The sequence below is a fragment of the Haematospirillum jordaniae genome (genome assembly GCF_001611975.1).
Lineage (GTDB): Bacteria > Pseudomonadota > Alphaproteobacteria > Rhodospirillales > Rhodospirillaceae > Haematospirillum > Haematospirillum jordaniae.
The window spans coordinates 1,552,801-1,578,462 of the sequence record NZ_CP014525.1; the positions used below are offsets into that span (position 1 = coordinate 1,552,801).

20 protein-coding genes are annotated in these 25,662 nt (G+C 55.1%); 14 read left to right on the forward strand and 6 right to left on the reverse strand.

Going from position 1 to position 25,662, the window contains the following annotated elements; translation table 11 throughout:
• Positions 1–295 precede the first annotated feature (295 nt).
• Positions 296–1,600, forward strand: a complete 1,305-nt coding sequence (locus tag AY555_RS07280) for a glutamine synthetase family protein (RefSeq protein WP_066136764.1) — start codon at positions 296–298, stop codon at positions 1,598–1,600.
• Positions 1,601–1,636: 36 nt separating this feature from the next.
• Here AY555_RS07280 and AY555_RS07285 read toward each other — a convergent pair whose 3' ends face one another.
• Positions 1,637–2,137: a CoA-binding protein gene (locus AY555_RS07285; protein WP_082812079.1), complete on the reverse strand. Its 501-nt coding sequence runs from the start codon at positions 2,135–2,137 to the stop codon at positions 1,637–1,639.
• Between the two features lie 24 nt (positions 2,138–2,161).
• A complete protein-coding gene (locus tag AY555_RS07290; protein WP_066135200.1) occupies positions 2,162–3,952 on the reverse strand; it encodes a potassium/proton antiporter in 1,791 nt (596 codons plus the stop codon).
• 309 nt (positions 3,953–4,261) lie between these two features.
• Here AY555_RS07290 and rplM point away from each other — a divergent pair, with 309 nt between their 5' ends.
• From rplM to mnmC, 9 genes are all read left to right on the forward strand, one after another.
• Entirely contained in the window at positions 4,262–4,726 is a 465-nt protein-coding gene (gene rplM / locus AY555_RS07295) for a 50S ribosomal protein L13 (protein ID WP_066135201.1), read from the forward strand.
• A 3-nt stretch (positions 4,727–4,729) separates the two neighbouring features.
• Complete coding sequence (gene rpsI, locus AY555_RS07300) at positions 4,730–5,182, forward strand: 30S ribosomal protein S9 (protein WP_066135203.1); 453 nt, start codon at positions 4,730–4,732, stop codon at positions 5,180–5,182.
• A 630-nt stretch (positions 5,183–5,812) separates the two neighbouring features.
• A complete protein-coding gene (locus AY555_RS07305) occupies positions 5,813–6,946 on the forward strand; it encodes a type III PLP-dependent enzyme (RefSeq protein WP_066136766.1) in 1,134 nt (377 codons plus the stop codon).
• 197 nt (positions 6,947–7,143) lie between these two features.
• Positions 7,144–8,565, forward strand: coding sequence for a homospermidine synthase (locus AY555_RS07310; RefSeq protein ID WP_066135205.1), 1,422 nt, complete (start codon positions 7,144–7,146; stop codon positions 8,563–8,565).
• A gap of 306 nt (positions 8,566–8,871) precedes the next feature.
• Positions 8,872–9,711: a cytochrome c oxidase subunit II gene (coxB, locus tag AY555_RS07315; protein ID WP_066135207.1), complete on the forward strand. Its 840-nt coding sequence runs from the start codon at positions 8,872–8,874 to the stop codon at positions 9,709–9,711.
• 58 nt (positions 9,712–9,769) lie between these two features.
• Complete coding sequence (ctaD, locus tag AY555_RS07320; protein ID WP_066135208.1) at positions 9,770–11,386, forward strand: cytochrome c oxidase subunit I; 1,617 nt, start codon at positions 9,770–9,772, stop codon at positions 11,384–11,386.
• Between the two features lie 2 nt (positions 11,387–11,388).
• Positions 11,389–12,036 carry a cytochrome c oxidase assembly protein gene (locus AY555_RS07325; RefSeq protein ID WP_082811913.1) on the forward strand — a complete coding sequence of 216 codons (648 nt, stop codon included), beginning with the start codon at positions 11,389–11,391 and terminating at the stop codon, positions 12,034–12,036.
• Positions 12,036–12,836: a cytochrome c oxidase subunit 3 gene (locus AY555_RS07330; RefSeq protein WP_066135211.1), complete on the forward strand. Its 801-nt coding sequence runs from the start codon at positions 12,036–12,038 to the stop codon at positions 12,834–12,836. The genes AY555_RS07325 and AY555_RS07330 overlap by 1 nt, the downstream gene beginning before the upstream one ends.
• A gap of 30 nt (positions 12,837–12,866) precedes the next feature.
• Entirely contained in the window at positions 12,867–14,903 is a 2,037-nt protein-coding gene (gene mnmC / locus AY555_RS07335; protein WP_066135213.1) for a bifunctional tRNA (5-methylaminomethyl-2-thiouridine)(34)-methyltransferase MnmD/FAD-dependent 5-carboxymethylaminomethyl-2-thiouridine(34) oxidoreductase MnmC, read from the forward strand.
• On the opposite strand, the gene AY555_RS07340 is transcribed toward mnmC, so the two are convergent.
• Complete coding sequence (locus tag AY555_RS07340) at positions 14,904–15,569, reverse strand: DUF6134 family protein (RefSeq protein ID WP_066135215.1); 666 nt, start codon at positions 15,567–15,569, stop codon at positions 14,904–14,906.
• Between the two features lie 219 nt (positions 15,570–15,788).
• Here AY555_RS07340 and AY555_RS07345 point away from each other — a divergent pair, with 219 nt between their 5' ends.
• From AY555_RS07345 to AY555_RS07360, 4 genes are all read left to right on the forward strand, one after another.
• Complete coding sequence (locus tag AY555_RS07345) at positions 15,789–16,925, forward strand: DUF2817 domain-containing protein (protein ID WP_066136768.1); 1,137 nt, start codon at positions 15,789–15,791, stop codon at positions 16,923–16,925.
• A 74-nt stretch (positions 16,926–16,999) separates the two neighbouring features.
• Complete coding sequence (locus tag AY555_RS07350) at positions 17,000–17,839, forward strand: 23S rRNA (adenine(2030)-N(6))-methyltransferase RlmJ (protein WP_066135217.1); 840 nt, start codon at positions 17,000–17,002, stop codon at positions 17,837–17,839.
• A gap of 96 nt (positions 17,840–17,935) precedes the next feature.
• On the forward strand, positions 17,936–18,793 hold the full coding sequence (gene speE / locus AY555_RS07355; protein ID WP_066135218.1) for a polyamine aminopropyltransferase: 858 nt from the start codon (positions 17,936–17,938) through the stop codon (positions 18,791–18,793).
• Between the two features lie 238 nt (positions 18,794–19,031).
• A complete protein-coding gene (locus AY555_RS07360; protein ID WP_082811914.1) occupies positions 19,032–20,222 on the forward strand; it encodes a type III PLP-dependent enzyme in 1,191 nt (396 codons plus the stop codon).
• 11 nt (positions 20,223–20,233) lie between these two features.
• On the opposite strand, the gene meaB is transcribed toward AY555_RS07360, so the two are convergent.
• The 3 genes from meaB to AY555_RS07375 are packed head-to-tail and all read right to left on the reverse strand — an operon-like array spanning position 20,234 to position 25,514.
• A complete protein-coding gene (meaB, locus tag AY555_RS07365; RefSeq protein WP_066135222.1) occupies positions 20,234–21,226 on the reverse strand; it encodes a methylmalonyl Co-A mutase-associated GTPase MeaB in 993 nt (330 codons plus the stop codon).
• A gap of 39 nt (positions 21,227–21,265) precedes the next feature.
• Positions 21,266–23,479 (reverse strand): methylmalonyl-CoA mutase, encoded by a 2,214-nt coding sequence (scpA, locus tag AY555_RS07370; protein ID WP_066135224.1) that lies wholly within the window; start codon positions 23,477–23,479, stop codon positions 21,266–21,268.
• On the reverse strand, positions 23,463–25,514 hold the full coding sequence (locus tag AY555_RS07375; RefSeq protein WP_167798421.1) for a methylmalonyl-CoA mutase family protein: 2,052 nt from the start codon (positions 25,512–25,514) through the stop codon (positions 23,463–23,465). Before AY555_RS07375 ends, scpA begins: the two co-directional genes overlap by 17 nt.
• Between the last annotated feature and the right edge of the window lie 148 nt (positions 25,515–25,662).

The following is a 25,662-nucleotide window of genomic DNA, read 5'->3' on the forward strand; positions in this document are numbered from 1 at the left end:
GGTTCTCCTCCCCCCGGAAGTCCCGGACGCCGTATATGGATCACGGCACGGGCGTCCAGTCATTCTACGTCCGCCCGTTTCGCGTGTACATACGGCTGTTTTCGTCTGTTGTCATGGTTGTCTCTGCGGGGTATGTCAGGCTATCATCTGCCAGTGTATGACTTTACAGACGAGGCGTTGCATGTCTGAGACCGAAGCCGCGCCGAGCGGCGCCCCGGCCTCTTCTCCTTCCTCTACCGATAGTGGAGGGCCCCTGACAACAGAAGATCTGGTCCAGTGGATCACAGAGCGTGGCATGACCGAAGTGGAATGCCTTGTTCCCGATCTTGCGGGCGTACCAAGGGGTAAAATATTACCTGCCCACAAATTTATTGCTGGTCTGAAAGACCGTGGGCTACGTTTGCCTGAAAGTTTGTTTATTCAGACAATCACGGGGGATTACCCCGAAGAGGATGTGATGGAGGATGTGGATCAGGACATGTATTTGCGTCCTGATCCATCCACGGTCCGAGTCGTTCCGTGGTACGACGAGCCGACCTGCCAGGTTATCAACGATTGCTATTACAGGGATGGCAGTGCGGTTGATATTGCGCCCCGCCACGTTCTTCGCCGGGTGTTGCGCCTGTATGAGGAAAAGGGATGGGCCCCTGTCATTGCCCCCGAGCTTGAGTTTTATCTGGTCAAGGTCAACACGGACCCTGACTATCCTCTGGAGCCCCCCATCGGGCGTTCAGGCCGGGCTGAAATCGGGCGTCAGGCTTTCGGGATCGATGCGGTCAACGAATTCGATCCTCTGTTCGAGGACGTGTATGACTATGCAGAAGCCCAAGGGCTTGATGTCGATACGCTCCATCACGAGTCCGGGCCTGCGCAGATGGAGATCAATTTCGAGCACGGAGACCCCCTGGATCTGGCGGACCAGGTTTTCCTATTCAAGCGTACGGTGCATCAGACAGCGCTGCGTCACAATGTGTACGCGACCTTTATGGCCAAACCCTTGGAGGGGCAGCCGGGCAGCGCCATGCACCTGCATCAGTCTGTAGTCGAACGTGACAGCAGGCTCAGCCTGTTTGTTGACCGGGATGGCAGAGAAAGCGATCTCTTCCGTTGGCATATTGGCGGTTTGCAAACCTACCTGCCCCAGGCCATGTTGCTGCTGGCGCCGCACGTCAACAGTTACAGGCGGCTGGTGAAGAACTTCTCGGCCCCGATCAACATGCACTGGGGGCGCGACAATCGGACGGTTGGTTTGCGTGTCCCCAACTCGGAAGCCGGCGATACCCGCATCGAGAACCGTTTGTCCGGTGCGGATGCCAATCCCTATCTTGCCATTGCGGCATCGCTGTTATGCGGCTATCTGGGCATGGTGGAGCGTCTGGAGCCATCAAACCCGATAACGGGATCAGGCTATACCAAGGCTCATGATCTGCCAAAGCATCTGCCTGATGCCATTGAGAAGTTCCAGAAGGCACAGCGCCTGCACGAGCATCTGGGGGATTTGTTCGGGGCTGCCTTTACGGCGGTGAAGTGGGCGGAGTGGGATGCCTATCAGGATGTCATCAGCTCTTGGGAGCGTGAGTTCCTGCTGCTGAACGTGTGATGATGGCGTGAATAGATGTTTGGTCCCCGCGTCTGATCAGGCTGACATGACGCGGGGATATTCCTGTTTCGGGCAGCGGTTCATGATGACAGACAGGCCTGCGGCTTCGGCCGTGGAGGCAGCGTGGTCGTTCCGTACGCCGATCTGCATCCATATGATCTTTATATGGCGCTGTTGTGCTAGGCGGATGGCCTCGTCCACAATGTCGGATACGGCATCGCTTTTCCGGAAAATATCCACCATGTCAAAATCATGGGGAATATCGCCCAAGGATGCAAAGACCTGCTCACCCAACAGGGTTTGACCGGCCAGTGACGGATTGACCGGGATAACCCGGTACCCTTTCTTTTGCAGAAAGGCCATCACGCCGTAGCTTGGGCGTTCCGGCCTGTCAGAAGCCCCCACCATGGCAATAACGCGTACGGTTTCAAGAATGCTGCGCAGAACAGAATCCGGATAGGCAATCAGGGCATGCTGATCCTGCGGAAGTCGGTCTGGCGTGTGACGGAAGTGCATGGGGCTTTTGTCCATCGTCATGATCTCCACTGTCGGCTGCCGTGCTTACTCGTGTGTATGTATATGCACCCGCAGCCATCGGGGCAGGTATCGCAGAACTTTGTCCCACAGGTCCGAGCGTGTCGGGTCAAGGCGAATGCCGACAGAGATGATCTCGTCACCTTCCGTTTGTACAACAACAAGCTCGACCGGGCCGGCTGATACCGTATCTCCGACCGATGGAGTGTCGGCCAAATGGTCCCTCAGCCATTCTGCAATCGTGACGCCTTCGACAGGCCCATCAACGGGTATTTCGTATGCCAAAGAGACGGGGCCCAGTGCCGTCGCCCCGGGGATAACAAAGTCCCCAAGGGCTGTATTACTTTTCTTCCGGCTATTGGACAGGAATTGTCGATCAAGGGTCAGGCTGTGTTCCGGTGGTGCCAGGAACAGCACAAAGTCGCCAGTTTTCAGGGTATGCAGCATGCGTTCGGGCACAACAAGGCCAGATCGCAGGACAGCCAGAATACGCGTTCGTTGGGGGAGGCTGAGTTCTGAGACAGGCCGACCGGCCATGGGGCAGCTTTCCCCGACGGTATAACCAACAATATCCCGGTCTAGGTTTGACGGGATATCGACCTCGAGGCGTCCCTCCTGAGCCGGTGCCGGGGGGATCTCAATTTTCAGCAGCCTTGCTGCTAGGCCAATGGTCCACCCCTGCAGGGTCAGGGAGACAAGGACGACCGTAAAGGTAATATTGAAAATCTGCTGGGCTTCCGGGATCCCGGCCAGAACAGGGATGATGGCGAGATAAATCGGTACCCCGCCCCGCAGGCCAACCCAGGCAATAAAGGCCCTCTCCCGCAGGGCAAAGCGGCTGCCCGCTAGGCAAAGGGCCACCGCCACCGGGCGGGCAATGAAAACCATGGTCAGTGCAATGGCCAAAGCCGGCACAAGATCGGGCAGAAGCTGGTGCGGTGTGACCAGAAGCCCCAACCCAACCAATAGAACAAGCTGGCTGACCCAGGCAATACCATCGTGGAAACGGAGAATGACGCTTTGGGCCCGTAGCCGCTGGTTGCCTGCAACGATGCCGGCCAGATAGACGGTCAGAAACCCAGAGCCGCCCAGAACGTGGCTGACCCCATAGAGTGACAGGGCGCCTGCAATCAGCATGACTGGGTATAGACCCGGGGCCAGCAAGGTGCGATTGACCAGAAAGGCTAGGGCTGCTCCCCCGCCAATTCCGATTGCCGTGCCCACGCTGAAGGCCTGGAAGAGTGACAGGCCTGCGGTAACAAGGGAGTCAGTGGTTGACCCATTGGTCAGGATCATGCCTACCAGCGTAACCGTCAAGAGGACGGCCATGGGATCGTTGGCCCCTGATTCCAGTTCAAGAGTCGAGGACACTCGCTCCCGGACGGCCGATCCTTGTTGGTGCAGCAGCAGAAAGACCGCAGCCGCATCTGTTGAGGCGACGACCGTACCGGTCAGAAGAGCTACAAGAACGCCGCTGTCAAAGGCAATCCAGGCGGTTATGCCGGTTATGATGGCCGTGATCACAACGCCCACCGTCGCCAGTGCTGTTGCCCGCCCCCACGATCGTCGTACAGATCGTAATGATGTCCGCAGTCCGCCATCGAACAAGATAATGGCAACAGCAACTGAGGCAGCCGTGTAAATGGCCTCGAAGTTGGAAAAGCGAATGCCGCCTGGGCCATCTTCGCCCGCCAGCATGCCAAACCCCAGGAAGACCAGAAGCAAAGGGGCGCCGATGCGCGTTGATAGGGCGCCAGTAAGAATTGCAACCAGCAACAGGCTGCCACCAATCAGGATAAGGTGGTTTGCCGTTTCCACAGGCGGAATTCCCTTTTCTTTCAGGACGGCAGGCTTTTTCCAGTATAGGGGGCGTACCCTGTTACAGATACTGCTTTCAGTGCGTTGTCATGTTTGAGTGATTGCAATGTGTTTTGCACATAATCCCTGTAATGCCTTGCTTTATGCGGCACTCAGGAGAGGTATTATAGGGCCTCACCATTAGTGCATTGATATAAAAGAATTAATTTTGGTTGACGTCTTCTCTCTTCGTGGCATACTCCGCGCTCCTGGTTTCACCGGGGTGCTAGCTTATGGTGCCTGCACCCGGCGATAAATGAAGTGAGAGCCATGAAAACCTATTCCGCCAAGCCGACGGATGTGTCCCGCAAATGGTACGTGATCGATGCCGAAGGCGTCGTTCTGGGCCGTCTTGCTGCCACCGTCGCCAATATACTGCGGGGCAAGCACAAGTCGATCTATACCCCGCATATCGACACCGGTGACCATGTGGTCATCATCAATGCCGAGAAGGTTGCCCTGACCGGTCGCAAACTCTCCCAGAAGCGTTTCTATTGGCACACCGGGTATCCGGGTGGCATCAAGGACCGCACCATGGAGCAGATTCTGACAGGTCCTTTCCCGGCCCGTGTTATCGAAAAAGCCGTGGAGCGTATGGTGCCCCGTGGTCCGCTTGGCCGTGCCCAGCTGAAGAAGCTTCGGGTTTATGCCGGCGCCGAGCATCCGCACGAGAGCCAGCAGCCTGAAGTGCTGGACTTGGCTGCCCGTAATCCAAAGAACAAGAGGAGCGCGTAATCCATGTCCCTCGCGGATTTGAAGGGCTCCGTCATGGAGATGCCAAAAGTCGAGCCGAAGCGTGATGCACAGGGTCGTTCCTATGCAACCGGTCGACGCAAGGATGCTGTCGCCCGCGTCTGGGTGAAGCCAGGTTCCGGCAAGATTATTGTGAATGGCCGCTCCCTGGAGCAGTACCTCGTGCGTCCTGTTCTGAGAATGCTGGTCAACCGTCCGTTTTCGGTTGCCAACGTGTCCGACCAGTTTGATGTGATATGCACCGTCAACGGTGGTGGTCTGTCCGGCCAAGCCGGGGCGATTCGTCATGGTATCAGCCGTGCCCTGTCCCTGTTTGATCCGGCGCTGCGCCCTTCCCTGAAGGCTGCCGGGTTCCTGACTCGTGACCCCCGCGTGGTCGAGCGCAAGAAGTACGGTAAGCCCAAGGCTCGCCGTTCGTTCCAGTTCTCGAAGCGCTGATTGCAGCGTTCTTTGTTGCTGTTCACTGGGGGCTGGCATGTGTCAGCCCCTTTTGTGCATCAGGAGGGGGCTTTTCACCCTGTTTCGGGCTGATATGTCTGGAATATGTCTTTGGGTCTTTCCCCTTTATCTTGTTTTGCTGACCTGTTTTCCCCTATCGCTTTATAAAGTTTATCCCTGTACTTTTATGAGTGCATAAGTACGGCATTCCGGAATGCAAAAACCGTTTGCATTGTCTGTCGTCCGGAGCTACAGAAACGTTGTCCGTATTCGCACGTGCCCGTCGTCGCCGGACAGCCATAGTTCCCGATTTTCCGGGGCTTTGGAGGCGACCTAAAGCAACGACGTAACGCGGCTTTTTTGGTCTCTGCCAGCCTTCCACCGTTGGCGATACTGAAGAGGCACTTTACATCATTGCCAAGCGTGCGGGTTGGTTCTCCCCAATCCGAAAACTGGCCCCATGACCCAACAGTCGGCAACCCCCGGCTGCCTGGTGTGCCAGCCACGAACAGCAAGCACTGCCATTCGCCTGCAGGTGCCGGAAGCCTGCGGGATATCCGGAAAAGCATGGGGGTGCTGTCCGGGTGGTTTTCCGGTTTCGTGAAACCTGACAGCCGAAAGCTCGCTGCCATGACTGAAAGAATTCATCACTTCCTTGAAACCCGCCGTCCCGAGGGCCCTTGTCTAGTTGTGGACCTTGATGTGGTCCGTGCCAATTACCAAGCATTTGCCACGTGCTTGCCCGATGCGCGTGTTTTCTATGCTATAAAGGCCAACCCGGCCCCGGAGATCCTGTCGCTTCTGGCAGGTCTTGGGTCGTGTTTCGATGCGGCTTCGGTCCCCGAGATCGAAATGGCGCTGGCAGCAGGGGCAACGCCGGATCGTATTTCCTATGGAAACACGATCAAGAAAGAAGCCGATATTGCCCGGGCCTATCAGATGGGCATAACGCTTTTTGCGTTTGATGCCCGTGAGGAGCTGGAGAAAATTGCCCGTGTTGCCCCTGGGGCGCGAGTGTTTTGCCGTATTCTGTTCGACTGTGAAGGGGCAGAGTGGCCCTTGTCCCGCAAATTCGGCTGCGAGCCCGAGATGGCTGTTGAGCTTATGGTCTATGCCCATGCGCTTGGCCTGCGTGCCTACGGGATTTCCTTCCATGTTGGATCACAGCAGAGTGATGTTGGATCTTATGATCGTGCTTTGGAGCATGTGGCGGAAATTTTCCAGGCCTTGTCGGAAAAAGGCATCGACCTCTCCATGGTCAATATGGGAGGGGGGTTTCCGGCTCGTTACCTGCGCGATATTCCCGACGTTGACAGTTACGCTCGTGCAATCAGCGATGCCTTGCACCGGCATTTCCGGAATCGTATGCCGGAAACAATTATTGAGCCTGGCCGTGGCATGGTCGGCAACGCAGGTATTTTGCAGGCCGAAGTCGTTCTGATTTCAAGAAAGTCGTCCCGTCCGGATGAATTGCGCTGGGTGTATCTGGATATCGGAAAATTTGGCGGGCTTGCGGAAACAATGGGGGAAGCCATTCGTTATCCCATTCACACGCCGCGTGATGGCGCAGAGCTGGCACCGTGTGTCTTGGCGGGTCCTACGTGTGATTCCGCCGATGTGCTTTATGAACATACGCCTTATCCCTTGCCTGTTTCCTTAGAAATTGGAGACAAGGTGCTGATAGGGTCTGCCGGTGCTTATACCACGACATATTCGGCCGTTGCTTTCAACGGCTTCCCCCCACTACAAGCGTTTTATATCTGAACACGATGTTATTCTTTGATTCGACTGCCCCGAACCATGGTCCGGGGCAGTTTTTTTACGTCACTTTTGCACTTCCAGCAGTCGTGGGTCTCCATGTATAGATAGCCTGATATACCTATGGTGGTTTCATTGGGCATTGTATTCCAGTGTGGGGTTGGCCTTGGGCTGCTTCAGTTTTTTCAGGGGTTGGGCATTCTATGGAGTATGTGCCTAGGCAGACGGTTTTTAACGGTCCTATAGTCATTATTGGCTTTGGTGGCATCGGTCAGGGCTTCTTGCCGCTTCTGTTCAGGCACATCGATCTGCCAATCAAGGACGTCACTGTTGTCAGTGCAGATGACAGGGGGCGGGATATCGCCGAAGAAATGGGCGTGCGCTTTATCCAGCAGGCACTGGATGCCGACAACTTGCGGCAGACCTTGGCCCATCTGTTGCAGGGGCGGAATGGTTTTATCGTGAACCTGTCGGTGAATGTCAGTTCGGTCGCCTTGGTTTCCCTGGCCCGGGAATGGGGTGCCCTTTACATTGATACCTGTATAGAGCCTTGGGCTGGTGGATATACGGACCCGGCCGCTTCTCCGGCTCAGAGGAGCAACTATGCCCTCCGGGAAGAGGCCATTCTGATGGCAGGCCAGTATGGGAAAGGGCCGACGGCCCTGTTGGCCCATGGCGCCAATCCTGGACTGGTCAGCCATTTTGTTAAGCGGGCCTTGTTGCACATCGCACGTGATACCGGTGTTGCCGCTACAGTCCCAAGAGAGCGTACGGGGTGGGCCTTGTTGGCGCAAAAGCTGGGTATAAAAGGCATTCATATTGCAGAGCGGGATACCCAGCGATCGGCGCGTCCGAAAGAGCGGATGACGTTTGTGAATACCTGGTCTGTTGATGGATTTATTGCAGAAGGTCTGCAACCAGCAGAGCTGGGATGGGGAACGCATGAGAAGTCTTTGCCACAAGGTGGGCATTGTCATGACTTTGGCTGCAAGGCCTCCATTTGGCTGGATCGCCCTGGAGCGGCTGTTCGGGTGCGTACGTGGACGCCGTGCGAGGGACCGTTTGTCGGGTTCCTGATTACCCATAATGAATCTATTTCATTGGCGGATTATCTGACGGTCCATGATGGAGACCGTGTTGTGTATCGCCCTACATGTCACTACGCCTATCACCCTTGCGATGCCGCTGTTCTCAGCCTGCATGAGCTTGCAGGAAAAGGGTGGGATGCCCCGCAGGCACCGGTGCAGATTGTTGATGCTATTCAGGATGGGCATGATGAGTTGGGTGTCTTGTTATTCGGACATCAGAAGAATGCCTACTGGTATGGATCACGGCTTGATATTGCAACGGCGCGTGGTTTGGCCCCTTTCCAGAATGCAACGGGGCTACAGGTTACGGCAGCTGTACTAGCTGGCGTTGTATGGGCTATCGAGAATCCGGATGCCGGTATCCTTGAAGCAGAAGCTTTACCGCATGAACATATACTGTCTCTTGCAGATCCCTATCTTGGTATTGTGGAGGGTGTATATACGTCATGGACGCCTTTGAACGGACGTAGTCGTTTCTTCGATGAATGCTTGGACCGTGATGATCCGTGGCAATTCCGGAATGTTATTGTTTCCTGATCGGGCCGCACCGTGGTGGTGTGGAATCCTCTGTGTAACATCCTTGTTCGCGTCTACAAGCCTTCATGAGGGGATGCTATGTGGAACGCCTGTCTATGGCAGATATTTTTTATGGGATTTGTGGACATAGCCTCTTGAAAAGAGAAGGGGTGACAATGATACTGCGTTATCGTTGATCGTGATGGGTGGCCCGTATTCGTGTTACGGTTCTGGTGCCGCTGGTTATGAAACGATGGGGAGAGAGCATCTGCCGGTGGGGAAAGCAGGCAGGTGTTTGGCACAAAAAGGTGGGGCCGGGGGGCTTCTATGCACAGAACACGCGTCGGTTTTGTACCGGTATTGTCGTTTATGGCGGTTTATTGTTTTTCAGCTGTCCAGGCTCTGGCTGCTGACGGCGGACAGCCGCAGCCTTGGCAGATGGGATACCAAAAGGCCGCAACCCCGGTCATGGAGCACATCACGTCGCTGCATGATTTCATTACTTGGATTATGGCCGGGGTTGTTGTTCTGGTTCTTGGTTTACTTGGCTATGTGGCCGTACGTTTCAATGCAAACCGAAACCCGGTGCCAGCAACGTTCAGCCATAATGTGACAGTAGAGGTTCTGTGGACGCTTGTACCTGTTCTTGTATTGATCAGTATTGCGGTTCCCTCCTTTCGTCTTCTCTATATGATGGACAAGGCACAGGATGCCGAGATGACCCTGAAAGTAACAGGGCATCAGTGGTACTGGTCTTATGAATATCCTGATCACGGCGGCTTGTCTTTTGACAGCTTCATGAAGGATGCAGCATCGCTGCAGTCAGGTGATCCACGCCTGCTTGCTGTTGATCGTGAAGCCGTTGTGCCAGTTGGCACAACAATCCGCGTTCTTCTGACTTCGGAAGATGTTCTACATTCTTGGGCTGTTCCGTCTCTTGGTGTGAAAACCGATACAATGCCCGGCCGTTTGAACGAGACTTGGATCCGTATTGAAAAGCCGGGCACCTATTATGGGCAGTGTTCGGAACTATGTGGTGTTCAGCACGGCTTTATGCCGATTGCTGTCCGTGCTGTTGCAAAAAAAGATTTTGATCGTTGGGTTGCTGCTGAAACGGCCGCGTCAGGGCATGGTGGAGAGAATGTGGTCGCCTTGAACGAGCACTAGCAACAGCTGTACGCCGAGACAACAAACACGATACAAGAAACGCAAGGGGAAAAGCGTTATGGAAAGTCATACGGTAGCTGCGCATTCCGGGGGGCACGGACATGCTTCGCCGACAGGGTGGAAGCGATGGGTTTATTCAACCAACCACAAGGACATTGGCACCATGTATCTGGTGTTCGCTGTCGTGGCTGGATTGATTGGGTCTGCTATGTCATTAGCCATACGGGCCGAGCTGCATGCACCGGGGATGCAGGTCTTTGGTGATAATTACCAAAGCTATAATGTGTTTCTGACATCCCATGGTCTTATCATGATTTTCTTCATGGTTATGCCTGGTCTGATCGGCGGATTTGGCAACTGGTTTGTGCCGTTGATGATCGGTGCGCCGGATATGGCTTTTCCGCGTATGAACAACATCAGCTTCTGGCTGTTGCCGCCATCCTTCCTTTTGCTGGTTATTGCGGGTCTCAGCGGTCTTGGTCCCGGTACGGGTTGGACCTTGTATCCTCCGCTGTCGACCTTGGGACATATGGGGGAGCGTGCGGTTGATCTTTCCATTCTGGCCCTGCACATCGCGGGTGTTAGTTCCATCCTCGGGGCTATCAATTTCCTTGTGACAATCATCAACATGCGGGCACCGGGTATGACCATGCACCGTATGCCTTTGTTTGTGTGGTCTATGCTGGTTACAGCGTTCTTGCTTGTCTTCAGTTTGCCTGTTCTGGCCGGTGCTCTGACCATGCTGCTGACAGACCGGAACTTTGGTACGGCGTTTTTTGATCCTGCGGGTGGTGGTGACCCGATGCTTTACCAGCACTTGTTCTGGTTTTTTGGGCACCCCGAAGTCTATATCATGATTCTCCCGGCATTTGGTATTATCAGCCATATTGTTTCAACGTTCTCCAGAAAGCCTGTGTTTGGTTATCTGGGCATGGCGTACGCAATGGTTTCTATCGGCCTTGTTGGCTTTTTGGTCTGGGCACATCATATGTACTCAACCGGACTTGCCGTGAATACCCGCGCCTATTTTACGGCCGCTACCATGGCCATTGCTGTTCCCACCGGCATCAAGGTGTTTTCTTGGATTGCTACGATGTGGGGAGGCTCCATTCGCTTTACCGCCTCCATGCTGTATGCGATCGGCTTTATTTTTCTGTTTACGATCGGTGGGGTGACAGGGGTTGTTCTGGCCAATGCCGGTGTCGATATTTCCCTGCATGATACTTACTATGTTGTGGCCCATTTCCATTATGTCCTGTCTCTGGGCGCCTTGTTTGCCATGTTTGCGGCCTTTTACTACTGGATTGGCAAGATGAGCGGGCGCCAGTATCCGGAACGCCTTGGTCAGGTGCAGTTCTGGGTGATGTTCATCGGGGTCAATTTGACCTTCTTCCCTCAGCACTTTCTGGGTATTTCCGGCATGCCACGGCGTATCCCTGATTACCCGGATGCTTATGCAGGATGGAATATGGTGTCTTCTATAGGCTCCTATATTTCTGGTTTGGGCGCAGTTCTGTTCTTGGTGGTTATTTGGCGTACCTTTGCGGCCGGTGCCCGTGCAGAAGCCAATCCATGGGGTGAAGGGGCAACCACCTTGGAATGGACCTTGTCCAGCCCTCCGCCGGAGCATTGCTTTGAAACCCCGCCGCATATTGCTCCGGCCGGTGGTCACTGACCATGTGCGGGGGGGAAGCGCGGATACTTGGCTATCCTGCTGTGCGGGATCACAGGCGGGCTAATATCCGTGCTGCCCTCCTGTTTGCTGGCTTGGCCGTTGTTATGATCGGTGTTGCGTTTGCGGCAGTTCCGGCTTATCGGATGATTTGTGCCTTGACCGGACTGGAGGGAACTCCCCGTATTGGTCAAGCCTCTGGCGAGATTGGTGCGCGTCTGGTCAAGGTGCGGTTTGACGCCAATATCAACCGCGATATGCCATGGCGGTTTGTTCCCTTGGATCGGGAGGTCACTGTCCGTGTGGGGGAACCTGTTCTGGTGCACTACCGGGCAACCAATACATCCGCCGCAGCGGTTTCGGGTACAGCCACGTTCAATGTAACACCAATGAAGGCGGCCCAGTATTTTGTGAAGCAGGAATGCTTCTGTTTTGTGGAGCAGCGGCTGGAGCCAGGTCAATCCATGGACATGCCCGTTCTGTTCAGTATTGACCCAGCCATGGATTCGGACCAACACGTCAATGATGTTGGAACCATGACCTTGTCCTACACGTTTTTCCGGATTCCTGAGGGAGAGAGCGATTCTGCAGCTTCTTTCCCTGTGGATCAGCCGGATGGAATGCCTGTCCCCACGTCATCAGGAGTCTTGTGATGAGTCATGCCGCGTCAGCCCGCAGCCATCCGTTTCACATCATAGATCCCAGCCCGTGGCCGGTCCTTGGTTCCTTGGGGGTCCTTGTCATGGCATGGGGTGGCGTTGACTATATGCACGGTGAGACCCCTTTCATACTGCTGTGTGGTTTGGGCTTGGTTCTGTTGACTATGGTTCTATGGTGGCGGGATGTGATTCGGGAAAGCCGTATTGACAGGGCCCATACCCCACCGGTGGTAACTGGTCTTCAAATGGGCATGGCTTTGTTTATCGGTTCTGAAGTTATGTTCTTCGTGGCGTTCTTCTGGGCCTATTTTCATAATGCTCTGCATTTCAGTCCCGTTATTGGTGGGGTCTGGCCTCCTGCTGGTATTGAAACAGCGCATGCCTTCGGGCTTCCGCTGGCGAATACTCTGATATTGGTGACATCCGGTCTGACCCTGATGTGGGGTAAGGGTGGCATTGCCCTGCGGCAGCGGTGGCGCCTTGTGGCGGGTTTGGCTGCTAGTATCGCCCTCGGTCTGGTTTTCCTAGGGTTTCAGGCGTGGGAGTACGGTCTTCTGACATATAGTTTCCGCGAGGGTATTTTTCCTTCCACGTTTTATATGGCTACAGGTTTCCATGGTTTTCACGTGTTCATAGGGGTTTGCATGCTGAGCGTCATGCTGGTGCGGGCCTTGTTGGGCCATTTTGATGGCCCCAAGCATCTGGGGTTCCAGTTCGCCGAGTGGTACTGGCACTTTGTTGATGTCGTTTGGATTTTCTTGTTTGTTTTTCTTTATTGGTGGGTTGGGCTCTGATTGCAGGCTCATCCCTGAAAAATATGTATCATGCAGGCCGGGGAAGACACCCGGCCTGTTTCGTGGCAGGGTGCGGCCGTTGCAGGCAACGGAGTTCTTATGCGCGATACCTTGGGTGATCCCCGTCTAGTCTGGCGGGATGACGAGACGCCGGTTTCCGGTGTTTTTGATGATGTTTATTTCTCGGTGGATGGCGGAGATGCCGAAAGTCGTCACGTGTTCTTGGACGGGTGCGATCTTCCCCGATCCTGGCAAGGGCGGGCGCACTATACCATTGCTGAAACTGGTTTTGGTACGGGTCTGAACTTTCTGCTGACATGGAAGGCGTGGCTGGATGATCCTGCCCGCAGCCAGTTTCTAGACTATGTTTCTGTCGAAGGTTTTCCCTTGCCCAAGGATGCCTTGTGCCGCGCCTTGTCTGCGTTTCCTGCCCTTGCGCCCTTGGCAGAGCAACTGGTTGCTGTTTGGCCCCGGGCTTTCCAGGGTGCCCATGTGCTGATGTTTGCAGAGGGCAGGGTGCGTCTTCACCTGCGGTTTGGGGAGGTTGGTACGGCTTTGGCCAGATTGTCAGCCCGCGTTGATGCCTGGTTTCTGGATGGTTTTGCGCCATCCCGCAATCCAGATATGTGGCGTTCCGAGGTGTTGCAATCTGTTGCATCCTTGTCTGTGCCCGGGGCACGCCTTGCCAGCTTTACGGCTGCGGGGCCGGTACGGCGTACGCTGGAGTCCTTGGGGTTTCGTGTCGAGAAACGTCGAGGCTATGGGCGCAAGCGCGAATGTATTGCAGCCGTCTTGCAGCAGTCATTACCGTCTTGTCCGCATCCTTGGTTTAGGCGCCCGGCTCCTTTGCGTGCCGGAGCACGCATTGCCATTATCGGTGCGGGAATAGGGGGGTGTAGTGCCGCTGCCGCCCTGAAACGCCGCGACTTTGATCCAATCTTGGTTGATCGTGCCGGACAGGTGGGGCAGGGTGCCTCGGGAAACCCATGTGGTTTGCTGAAGCCGCGCCTGACCTTGGATCAGGGTATACACGGCCGCTTTTATGGCTTGGCTTTCCTGCATACCCTGCGCGTTATGGCCGAGCTTGAAAAGACGTGGCCGGATCTGGTGATTGGCCGGGGTATTTTATCGGTGGCCCGCAGTGATGATGAATACGGGAAAATGGCGGCTCTTGCTCCTACCCTGCCGCCGGGGGTCGCTGTTCCGGTTGATGCTGTAGAGGCGCATGCCCTTGCCGGTATCGGCGTGTCTTCGTCGCCCGGTGGCTTGTGGTTTCCCGATGCCTTGTCCATCCGCCCCTTGTCTGTGTGTCAGGCCCTGAGTGCAGACATTCCCTTGGTGCAGGGTGAGGTTACGGCCTTGGACAGAACGGCCTCCGGATGGCTTCTGAAAGGAACAGGTATCGAAGCCGATGCTGTTGTACTGGCGGCAGGTCCTTATCTTCCCCGTCTTTGTCCGGAGGCTGACCTGCCTGTACGGGCAAACCGCGGGCATATTTCCTTTATGCCGGAGGTTCCGGGGTTACCCGATGTTGCCTTGTCTTTTGGCGGGTATCTGTCCCCGGCTGTATCTGGTACCGGTGATGCGGGCCGTATGCGGGTACTGGGGGCAACCTATGACCGATGGATTGATATTGGCGATAACAGCTGGGCGATGGAACGGGCCGATGATGCGCGCCGGTCTCTTGATCTACTTGGCAATCATGTGCCGACCGTGGCAGATCGTTGGCAGGGCAGGGAGCCGTGTGGCGGGCGAATTTCGCTGAGGGCGACCATTGCCGACCACATGCCGATGGTTGGGCCCTTGTTTCGGGTAAAGGACTGGCAGGAAGCATACCGCGACCTGCATCATGGCCGCTCCGGGACTTCGTACCCCCAGGCTCCCTTGATTGATGGCCTGTATGTCCTAGGTGCCCTTGGATCCCGGGGCTTTCAGACGGCTTTCCTTTTGGCGGAGGCATTGGGGGCCTTGTGTGATGGCTCCCCCTTGCCCCTAGATACCGATTTGTATGAGGCGTTGCACCCTGGTCGTTTTGCAATACGTGCGCTTCGTCGCCGACCCCGGTGATTAACGCAGTTCATACGCAATGTCCGATCCGCGTGATTTCAGCGCGGTTCGGACCAGTTGTCCCTTGGTGTTGTACCAGAAGGTCCGCTCCAGATCCCCGCTCATGGTGTAGCGGCGTGTGTCGAAGCTTTTGCCGTTGATCTCGATGGTTTCGTTGGTCGGTCCTGCAAAGGATATGTTTAGCACTTTGCCATCAAACGGGGACAGCAGGGTCTTGCGGGTCAGGTTATCCAGATTCCACTGATTATGGAGAAGAATATCAGCTGGAACCTGCTTCTCCGTGCCATCTGCGGTAACGCTCAGGGCATTTTTGGCCGCTGTAACGGAGACGTTGTGATGTGTGCCATCATCATTGGTTTTTGATACTAGGCTTGCCAGCTTCTTTCCTTTCCACGTTTCCGTTGACTCATGCTCATAGCGGAATGCTGTGATAAAGGCGATCTGAACGGCCAGCTCTGTCTTGATCTGGACAGTGGTTGTTTCCCCCTGACGATTGAAAGCAATGCTATGCGTCCCGATGGGATTGCCATCCCTGAGGACAGAGTAGACCCAGGTTTCATTGGCCAAGGGCTGGGTATGTCCTGCAAGCGGAGTCATCCATACAAGGACAGTAAAGACAAAGCCGACAATCTTTAGTGCGGAGCATGTAAGTCTACGATCAAGCATTGCGGATACCTTTCCGGCTCTCTGGTCATGAAGACATCAGGCTGGATACAACGCTTTATGCGTTCTTCCTTTTACATTCTTCACGACATCGATTCATGGCTGCAACAAAGACAAAGTTAAAGAATTTTTGTGGTTGCTGTAAATGCGTTATATGATCTGATCCTTTCTAATTTTATTCTATCTTGTCTGTTTACTTTTATTTTCCACAGGGGAATGGGTGTGGTGAACCAGTTACAGGCAGAGCTGAATCCATTACCTGCTTTCTTGGCTGCTTTTCCTGCAAACTACGAGGAGGCACGGCGTAATTTCTGCTTGGCTGCAGAGGGAGAGCGCTTGTCCGTTGACAGCCGGCGTCATGCCTTGACAGGACCCTTTGGTGAATTGTTGGCCTGTGACGTGGTATGGGCTGGTCCGCGTGCGGCAAGACGTGTTCTGGTGTTGATATCGGCGACCCATGGTGTTGACGGGTTTTGCGGATCTGCCATTCAGACAGACTGGTTGTCCGGTGGTGGTCCCGGCCATTTGCCCGACAGTTGTGCGGTGATGTTGATACACGCCATAAATCCATGGGGATTTGCTTGGTTACGGCAGGTAACCGAGGATGGCATAAACTTGAATCGCAACTTTATTGATTTCTCTTCGGCTCTGCCTGATGACACGGCTTACAGTACCGTGGCGGATGATGTGGTGCCGGCATCACTGGATGCTAAAATTCTTGCTCAGGCAGATGATCATCTGAAGGCTTTTATCGAAAGCAAAACGGGAGGTGTCGCAGAGCATCTTCTCGCATCAGGTCAGTACAGCCATCCTGAAGGCTTGTTCTATGGCGGTTCTGGCCCATCCTGGTCGCGCATTGTTCTGGAATCCTTGGTCCGGGATTATGATCTTGCGGGGCGTGCCAGCCTGTGTATTGTCGATGTCCGCAGCGGTTGCGGTCCTTTTGGCTATGGTGGGTTGTCCTCTGCGCACTCTCCGGAGTCACGGGCGGCTCGCATGGCTCGCTTGTGGTTCGGGGCCAGTGTTTCTGAGCTGCTGTCTGTATCTACACCCCATCCTGCCCGCTATGGTCTGTCTGATTATTTCTGGCATCCCGTTGTTGGGGAACGTGGTTGTATGCTTGGTCTGGAATTCGGGACTTGGCCGTGGGCAGAGGTCTTTGCGGCCCTGCGTGCAGATCACGGGCTGTATCGCACCAGCCGGACTCTGTCCTGGCATGATCCGGGAACACGGGTGGTCAAGGCTGCTATGCGGCGTGCCTTTTATCCGGATACGCCCGATTGGCAGGAGATGGTCATGACGCGTGGTCGTCAAGTGATCCGCCAAGCCTTGGTCGGGCTTTCTGAAATGGGGATCTAGGCTTTTTTCCTTGGTGCTAAGGGTATTGGACTGTATGTCTGTGTTCCTTGGCTCCCTCCTGACATGTCAAGCTTATGAATTATCGCCACGCCTATCACGCCGGAAACTTTGCCGACGTCTTCAAGCACGCTTTTCTGCTGATAGCCTTGGAGCATTTGAAGCAGAAAGAAAAACCGTTCTTTGTTCTGGATACCCATGCAGGGACCGGGCTTTATGATTTGCAGGGTGCGCAGGCCGGCAAGACCGGGGAGTGGACCGAGGGAATAGGGCGTCTTCTGGATGTTGCAGCTGTTCCGGATCCTCTGGTTTCCTATTGTAACCTTGTGCGCCGTATTGGTGGTGATACCGACCGTTTTTACCCAGGGTCCCCGTATATCGTTCGCGAAACCATGCGGCAGAATGATCGTTTGGCCCTGTGCGAGCTGCACCCCGATGATGTGGCTTTGCTGTCGGCCAATATGGGTCGTGATCCGCGCGTGCGGGTTCAGGCTTGCGATGGCTATGCGGCGATCAAGGCGATGTTGCCACCGCCCGAACGCAGGGGGTTGGTGCTGATTGATCCACCGTTCGAGCGTCGTGACGAGTTCCAGCTTATGGAGCGTGCCGTCCAAGATGGCCTGAGGCGCTGGGCCAGCGGGACCTATGCTCTTTGGTATCCTGTCAAGGACCCGGACAGCCACAGGGCGTTCCGGGCAGCGCTTTCCAGTTTGACAGGAACCAGGATCTGGTTCGTCGAGCTTTGTGTTTATCCTGATCTGTTCCCGTCCCGTCTGAATGGATGCGGTCTTGTTTTTGTCAATCCACCTTGGTCTGTGATCAAGGCTGCCGATGACATGATGCCGTTTTTGTGTGACGTCCTGCGACAGCAGGAAGGCGCGTTCTGGGAGTCCGGGTGGTGTGCCGGGGGGCCCTAGGGTTGTATCCCTCTCTTTCGGGGTTTTATTTTCCGGTACTGTGTCCTATATCCCTGCACCGGTATATTTGGCCGACACACGTGCAGGACCCAGCAGATGACCCGCATATTCTCCGAGACTCTTCACCGCGGTTATGCCCAGACAATGGCCATAGAAGGTGACATGCTGGCTGATGAAAGGTCGTCTTTCCAGCATATCCAGATTTTTGACACGCCCAGTGTCGGGCGCGTCATGGTGCTGGACGGGAATGTCCAGATTACCGAAAGGGATGAAGCCAGTTATTCCGAGATGCTGACCCATCTGCCAATTCTGGAAACGGGCACCGTGAAACGTGTGCTGATCATTGGCGGTGGCGATGGCGCCGTGGCCGAGGAAGCCCTGAAGCACCCTGATCTGCACGTTGATATGTGCGAGATTGATGAGCGTGTTGTTGCCTTGTGCAAGACGCACCTTGCCTCTGTCCACAAGGGGGTTTTTGACCATCCACGCTTTACTCTGCATGTGAGGGACGCCTTTGATTTTATGCGGGAGGGTGAGAATAGGGGGGCTTTTGACCTGATCGTTGCCGATCGTCCTGATCCAATTGGACCTGCTGAAGTGTTGTTCCGGACAGAATTTTATGAACTGCTGCGAGAATCTCTGACCGACACCGGTGTGGTTGTATTCCAGAATGGCGTTCCCTTTTTCCAGCCCGAAGAACTCTCTGGAACCTTGGCTCAGTTGCGTCAGGTATTTTCGCACTCGGGTTGTTACCTGACCGTAACGCCAACGTATGTCGGCGGCTTTATGGCCCTGACCTGGGGATCACGTGGAACGGCCTTGGGGTCGGCCCCAAGGCATGTGGTGGAGGAGAGATTCCGCCACAGCACGATACAGACCGACTATTACAATGTTGATATACATGCGGCTGCTTTCATGTTGCCGGAGTGGATCCGTCGCCTGACGCATCGTTGATTATTTACCAAGTTCATATCGTTATTCTGGTTCTGTGTAGAAAATTTTAGCTGTTTGTAACGATTCTTCTTTACGGCGTCTTTCGGGGTCGGCATACAGGGGCCTCGAAAGATTGCCCTAAGCACGGCTGCTCTACCGAACATCGTTCTCCGAGTACGCACGGCGACCGGCTCTTCGATCGAATTTGCGCCATCGGGTTTTGTGCCCGTCCGGTCCGGTTTGGTTGGGAGTAGGTGCCATGAGCCACCTTTATGCTTCCGCACAGGAAGCAGTGGGGACACTTCGTCCACGCGATCCACTTATGTTGATCCGCCCTCGCGTTATTGCGGCCAGGGCGGCCCGCCTTGTCGGGGCTTTTCCCGGGCATGTGATGTACGCTGTGAAGTGTAATCACACGCCGTCTGTGTTAGATGCCTTGTATGCAGGTGGGATTCGTCATTTTGACGTTGCCTCTCTTACGGAACTTCGCACAGTGAAAGCCCGTTTCCCCGGGGTTGAATGTCACTACATGCATCCAGTCAAAAGCCATGATGCTGTGCGTGAAGCTTATTTTGAGCACGGCGTCCGTATGTTTGCGCTCGATCATGTCGATGAGCTGGAGAAAATTCTGGCTGCGACGGATAATGCTCTGGATATGACGCTGGTTGTTCGTCTTGATATGCCCTATGGGCAGGCTATGATGTGCCTCAGCGGAAAATTCGGTGCCTCGGTTGCGGACAGCGTCCTGTTGCTTCAGCGTATCCAGTCCACGGGGAATTGTGCCGGTCTCACCTTCCACGTTGGTTCGCAGTGTGTTGATACGGCTCCTTTTGTCGAAGCGGTTCGGTTGTGTGGGCAGGTTATTCAGGCTGCGGGCGTGCCTCTCTCCGTCTTGGATATTGGTGGTGGATTTCCCGGAATCTATACAGGAGAAGAGCCTGAATTCGAGCTATTTTGCCATGCCATTGCTCCCGAGGTTCAGGCGCTGGATCTCCCTGGAAGCTGCCGTTTGTACTGCGAGCCAGGTCGTGCCTTGGTTGCGGATGGGGCGTCGGTTATTACCCGCGTGGAATTACGTCGTGATACCAAGCTTTATCTGAACGAAGGAACGTATGGTTCCCTTGCCGAGTTGAAGTATCTTGGCAATTGTTTCCCGATGCAGCTTTTCAGAAACGCCTCTCGTGATTTCTCGACAGCATCCATGCAGGGGTTTGATCTGTACGGTCCGACCTGTGACAGTGTGGATACCATGCCGGGGCCATTCTGGTTACCGTCGGATGTTCAGGTCGGTGACTGGATCGAGATTGGTCGGCTTGGTGCCTATTCTGCGGCCTTGATGACCCGGTTCAATGGATGTGCATCAGTAACCCCGGTTTTGGTTGATGATGCAGAGGTTCTGCCTGTCTGTTCGGTGGTTTCGCTGAAGGATTTGCGAAGGCGCGCGGCCTGATGTGTCCTGGGTTAGGCGATAAAGGCCGAGAGTAATTCTTCTGCAGCTTTTGACGGGTCAAGGGTTCCCCGGCTGATATCAGCTTCGATGCCGGGAAGCCGACGCCTGACGTCTGGATGTTCGCGGAACAGGGTATCCAGACGGTCCTGTACCAGGGACCACATCCAGGCATGCTTTTGCTGCTGTCTCCTAGCTTCCAGTGTGCCGCTGCTTTTTTGCAGGGTGTGATACGCCTGTATTGTGTCCCACAGTGTTTCCAAGCCCTGATTACGAAGGGCCGAGATTGGCAATACAGGCGTTTTCCAGCCAGATGGTGTTGTACGCCCCACGATATTCAGGGCGCATCGATAATCTTGGCATGTTTGCCGGGCAGCGGGATCATCCTGATTGTCTACTTTATTGACGGCGACAATATCAGCCAGTTCTAGGATGCCTCTCTTGATGCCCTGTAATTCATCGCCGGCATTGGGCAATATCAGCAGCAGGAAGACATCCACCATATCGGCGACGCAGGTTTCCGACTGTCCGGTTCCCACGGTTTCAATCAAGATAACATTATACCCCGCAGCCTCGCAGACGATAACGGATTCCCGCGTTGTGCGGGCTACACCGCCCAGATGACCGGATGTGGGGGAGGGTCGGATAAAGGACAGGGGATCCGCTGCCAGCTTCTCCATTCTGGTTTTGTCGCCAAGAATAGATCCGCCGGATCGACTAGATGTTGGATCAATCGCCAGGACGGCGACCTTCAGCCCACGTCCGGTCAAAAGCGTTCCGAATGTTTCTATAAGTGTTGATTTTCCGACACCCGGTATACCCGATATTCCCATGCGCAGGGCTGTCCCGGAAAAGGGAAGCAGGGCTGATATCAATGCGTCGGCTTCCCTGCGGTGATGCGGGGCGCGGCTTTCGATCAGGGTTATGGCGCGTCCCATGATTCCCCTGTCCCCGGATCGTATGCCGGTGACATAGTCATCTGTGGTCAGGTGACCCGATGAGTTCAAGGTATAGCTCCTGTCGTGTGGTGGGCTTTGAGCGCTATCTCAGGGTTTCCTGTCGTATCCCCGTTGCGTGTTAAGCGCGTCCAGAATTGTGGATGCAGCCTTGCTGATCTGTGTTCCGGGGGGGAAGATGGCGGCTGCTCCGGCCTTGTACAGAGCGTCAAAGTCTTGTGGCGGTATAACGCCGCCGACAAGGATCAGGATATCCCCGCGACCGAGCTTCTCCAGTTCATGCTTCAGGGCGGGTACAAGCGTCAGGTGTCCAGCGGCAAGAGATGAGACGCCAATCATGTGGACATCGTTTTCCACGGCTTGCCGGGCGGTTTCTGAAGGCATCTGGAACAAGGGGCCAATATCGACATCAAACCCAAGGTCGGCAAAGGCCGTGGCAATAACCTTCTGCCCCCGGTCGTGACCATCCTGCCCCATTTTGGCAATCAGAATACGCGGTCGGCGGCCATCAAGGGCTGCAAAGTGTTCGACCTGTTGCTGGACCTGCTCAAAGACTGTGTCCATCCCGCTGATCTCCCGGGAATAGATGCCGGAAACAACGCGTGCGCTGCCCTGATAACGACCGTACACTTTTTCCAGAGCTGCGGATATCTCGCCCACGGTGGCTTTTGCGCGGACAGCCTCGATTGACAAGGCCAGAAGATTGCCGCTTTTGTCTTCTGCTGCCTTGGTCAGGGCTTGCAGCTTTTGCTCTACGTCAGCGGTATTACGCTCATGCTTCAAGACAGACAGGCGTTCTAGTTGACAGGCCCGTACGGCGGCGTTGTCAATTTTCAGAACCTCGGTTGTTTCGTCATGAAGAGGACGGAAGCGGTTAACGCCAATAACAGGCTGTATGCCGGAGTCAATGCGAGCTTGGGTCCGGGCTGCGGCTTCTTCGATACGCATTTTGGGCAGGCCCGTTGCAATGGCTTTTGCCATGCCGCCTTCGCGTTCAATTTCCTCTATGTGTTCCCGTGCACGCCGGGCTAGGTCGTGTGTCAGGCGTTCCAGATAGAAGCTGCCTCCCCATGGGTCGATGGTTCGGGTTATTCCGGTTTCCTGTTGCAGGAACAGCTGAGTGTTACGTGCAATGCGGGCCGAGTTTTCTGTTGGCAAAGCCAAGGCTTCGTCAAAGGCATTTGTGTGCAGGGATTGTATTTGTCCGTGTGTTGCGGCCAAGGCCTCTATGCATGTGCGTACGATATTGTTACTGACATCACGAGCCGTCAGCGACCAGCCGGATGTCTGACAGTGCGCGCGCAGGATGCGTGATTTGTCCAGACGGGGATTGAACGGTTCCAGCAAGGAAGACCATAGCATGCGCGCCGCCCGCATTTTGGCTATTTCCATGGCAAAGTTCATGCCTGTTGCCCAGAAGAAGGACAGGCGCGGGGCAAATTGATCAATATCCAGCCCTGCAGCCAGCCCTGCACGGACATATTCGATGCCATTGGCCAGTGTGTAGGCCAGTTCCAGGTCTGCTGTCGCCCCGGCCTCGTGCATGTGGTAGCCCGACACAGAGATTGCGTTGAACTTCGGCATATGCTCCGCGGTATAGGCCAAGATATCGGAGACAATCCGCATTGATGGTTCGGGCGGGTAAATATAGGTGTTACGGACTAGGAACTCTTTCAGGATGTCGTTCTGGATGGTTCCTGACAAGTGCCGGGGTTGTACGCACTGTTCCTCTGCGGCAACAATGTACAGCGCCATAATCGGCAGAACTGCGCCGTTCATGGTCATGGAGACACTGACCTTGTCCAGCGGGATTCCGGAGAATAGGATGCGCATATCCAGCACACTGTCGATCGCGACGCCGGCCATCCCGACATCTCCGCCCGCGCGTGGATGGTCACTGTCGTATCCGCGGTGTGTCGGCAGGTCAAAGGCGACGGAAAGCCCCTTCTGTCCTGCAGCCAGATTGCGGCGGTAGAAAGCGTTTGATTCCTCTGCTGTCGAGAATCCTGCGTACTGACGGATTGTCCAGGGTTGCTGGACATACATGGTCAGATAGGGGCCGCGTACAAAGGGTGGAAAGCCCGGAAGGCTGTCAATGCACGGCAGTCCTTCTGTGTCGCAGGACGTGTACAGAGGTTTTACGGGGATGCCTTCTGCCGTCTTCCATACCGCTTGATCAGGTTGGCAGCCTGCTTCGTGCACGAAATGTTCGGCCCATGTTTCGATATTGCCGTTTTGTGCATGTCCGGGTAACGACCCGTCTTCATAAAGGGGAAGGGTGCTGAAATCAGGAATGGATGACATGGGGCCATGCTCCCGCGCGTTGGAGGCAGGCCCGCAGGAAGTCCGGAGCGTGGCTTGTCCGGGACAGAACGGTATCTGCACCAGGCCAGTCCATATGTGTCTCCGTCACGGCGGTGATGTGCCTAATTCCGGTCCGGCGTATACGTTCAGACAAGGATGGCCATAGATCTGGGCTTGTACACAGGCATACATCAAGCTTGGGATGTGCGCCAAGACGGCTTGTTATGGCATCAACGGACTCAGGTCTCCCGCATTCCACAACGTTAAAGCCACCCGATAATAAGACATGCCGGGCAAAAGTCATGGCATCAGAACATCCCTCCGTATACGCCAGAAGAATGGCTGGTCTTTTCCCGGTACGGGCTGCTTGCTCAGACGCATCCTGCAGACTTTCAAACTCTTCTGCTACGCGACGGCATGGCAGTGGGGCAAGGCTTGTTGGTTGGTGATCGCCGGCAAGCCATGCTGTCAGCCCCGACAGACGGGCTGTTTCTGCGGCGTGGAAGAATGCATCCAGACTGTTGGCCTGTACCGTTTCCGGTACAGTGCGTAGACGCGCGGCCACACCCTTGCGCAGGGCATAATGATTGATGCCCTGCTCGGGCATGGATAGCCTGTCAGGGGAAGGAAACCGGTTGACGCCAGTCATCAGGTCTGCATGACAGCCAATAGCCTTGGTCTGTGCTTCCCACGCGGCATCCAGCATCTGTTGTAGAGAGCCATCAAGGAGGCTTGGCAGGATACCCCCGTGTCTTTCCAGCTCCTGGAAGTGCGTCCACGCTGTTTCTGCCATCTGTCGTGTCAGTGTTTCCAAGAACCAAGATCCGCCGGCAGGATCAAGAACACGTCCGATGCCGCTTTCATCGCGCAGGATATGCTGGATGTTGCGCGCAATCCGCCGTGCATCACGGGATGGAAATTGGCTTGCAGCGTCAGGAGGCAGTGTTGTGATACTGCCGGCTCCCCCTAGGACGGCAGCCATTCCGGCAAGGGTTGCGCGCAAGATATTGTTCCACGGATCACGGTGGCACAAAATGCGGCTTGCTGTTATGGCCCGAAGACGCATGCTTGTTGCCGGCCCGGAAGCACCGCAGGCTGATGCAACCCGGGCCCAAGCCATGCGTGCTGCCCTCAGCTTGGCAATGCCTGCAAACAGGTCTGCTCCGGTTGTCAGGACAAAGCAAATGCGGGAGCATGCCTCCTCTACGTCAAGCCCGGCAGCTATCATGGCGCGTAAATAAAGAAGAGCCGTAGACAAGGCGCAGGCGATTTCCTGGCAATCGGTTGCGCCGGCATCAGACCAAATGGTCCCATCCGCCGCAGCAACACCGACATAAGGAAAATGCTGCACGGTTCTGCGCGTGAAGACGCCCAAGTCTTTCAGAGCCTGTTCATGACCTTGTATCAGAAGCCCGGTTCTGGCCAGTATTCCGACCGGGTCGATGTTAAAGGAACCGCTGCATTCATGTGCAGCTAAACCTCGCTTGCGCCAGACGGCTTGCAGAAAGGCAGCCCCCGCCCATGCACCATTCCCCATTTGCAGAGTGACAGGAACAGCCTCCAGAAGAATACCAGCCAGAGCTGTATCCATATCGTCTGCAGTGAACATCAAAACCCCATCGCAGGGCATTGTGTCATCAGTGGATACTGGTTGCTTGTCTGTTCCGCGCTGGGCCGTGGCATCACATTTCAGCAAGACGGATGTGACGCCATTCTCCAGATCTTCAAGGAGCTCTTGGTTTGTAACCTGAAGGTCAGGATGCTTGAATTCTTGCTGGATATCCCAGCCATGAACAACTGCCCCGGAGGCTGCCCCTCCGCGTATGAAGGGAGAAAAGCCCGGTGGGGTAATGTCGGCAACGTCTGTGTTGTGCCTGCCATAAAGCGGCTTGATAGAAAAGCCGTCGTGGAGGTGGGAGGAGAGAGCTTTTTCCGCATCTTCTTGACCCAAGACACGAGCTACCATCTGATACCACAGCGCGGAATCCAAGGTAACAGGGCCAGATCCAGCGTCTGTTATGGCTTCTGCATCCATGGTTCTTTCCATCTCTTTCTTGGTGCTGTTTCGCAGATTCTGGAATTGAGGTTAGTTCACCGGTGTATCAATGTGGTAGCGGTCTCTTATGTTCCCTGCACTATATTCATATACGATGCCGTTGCCTCAAAACGCTATATTCTGTTAA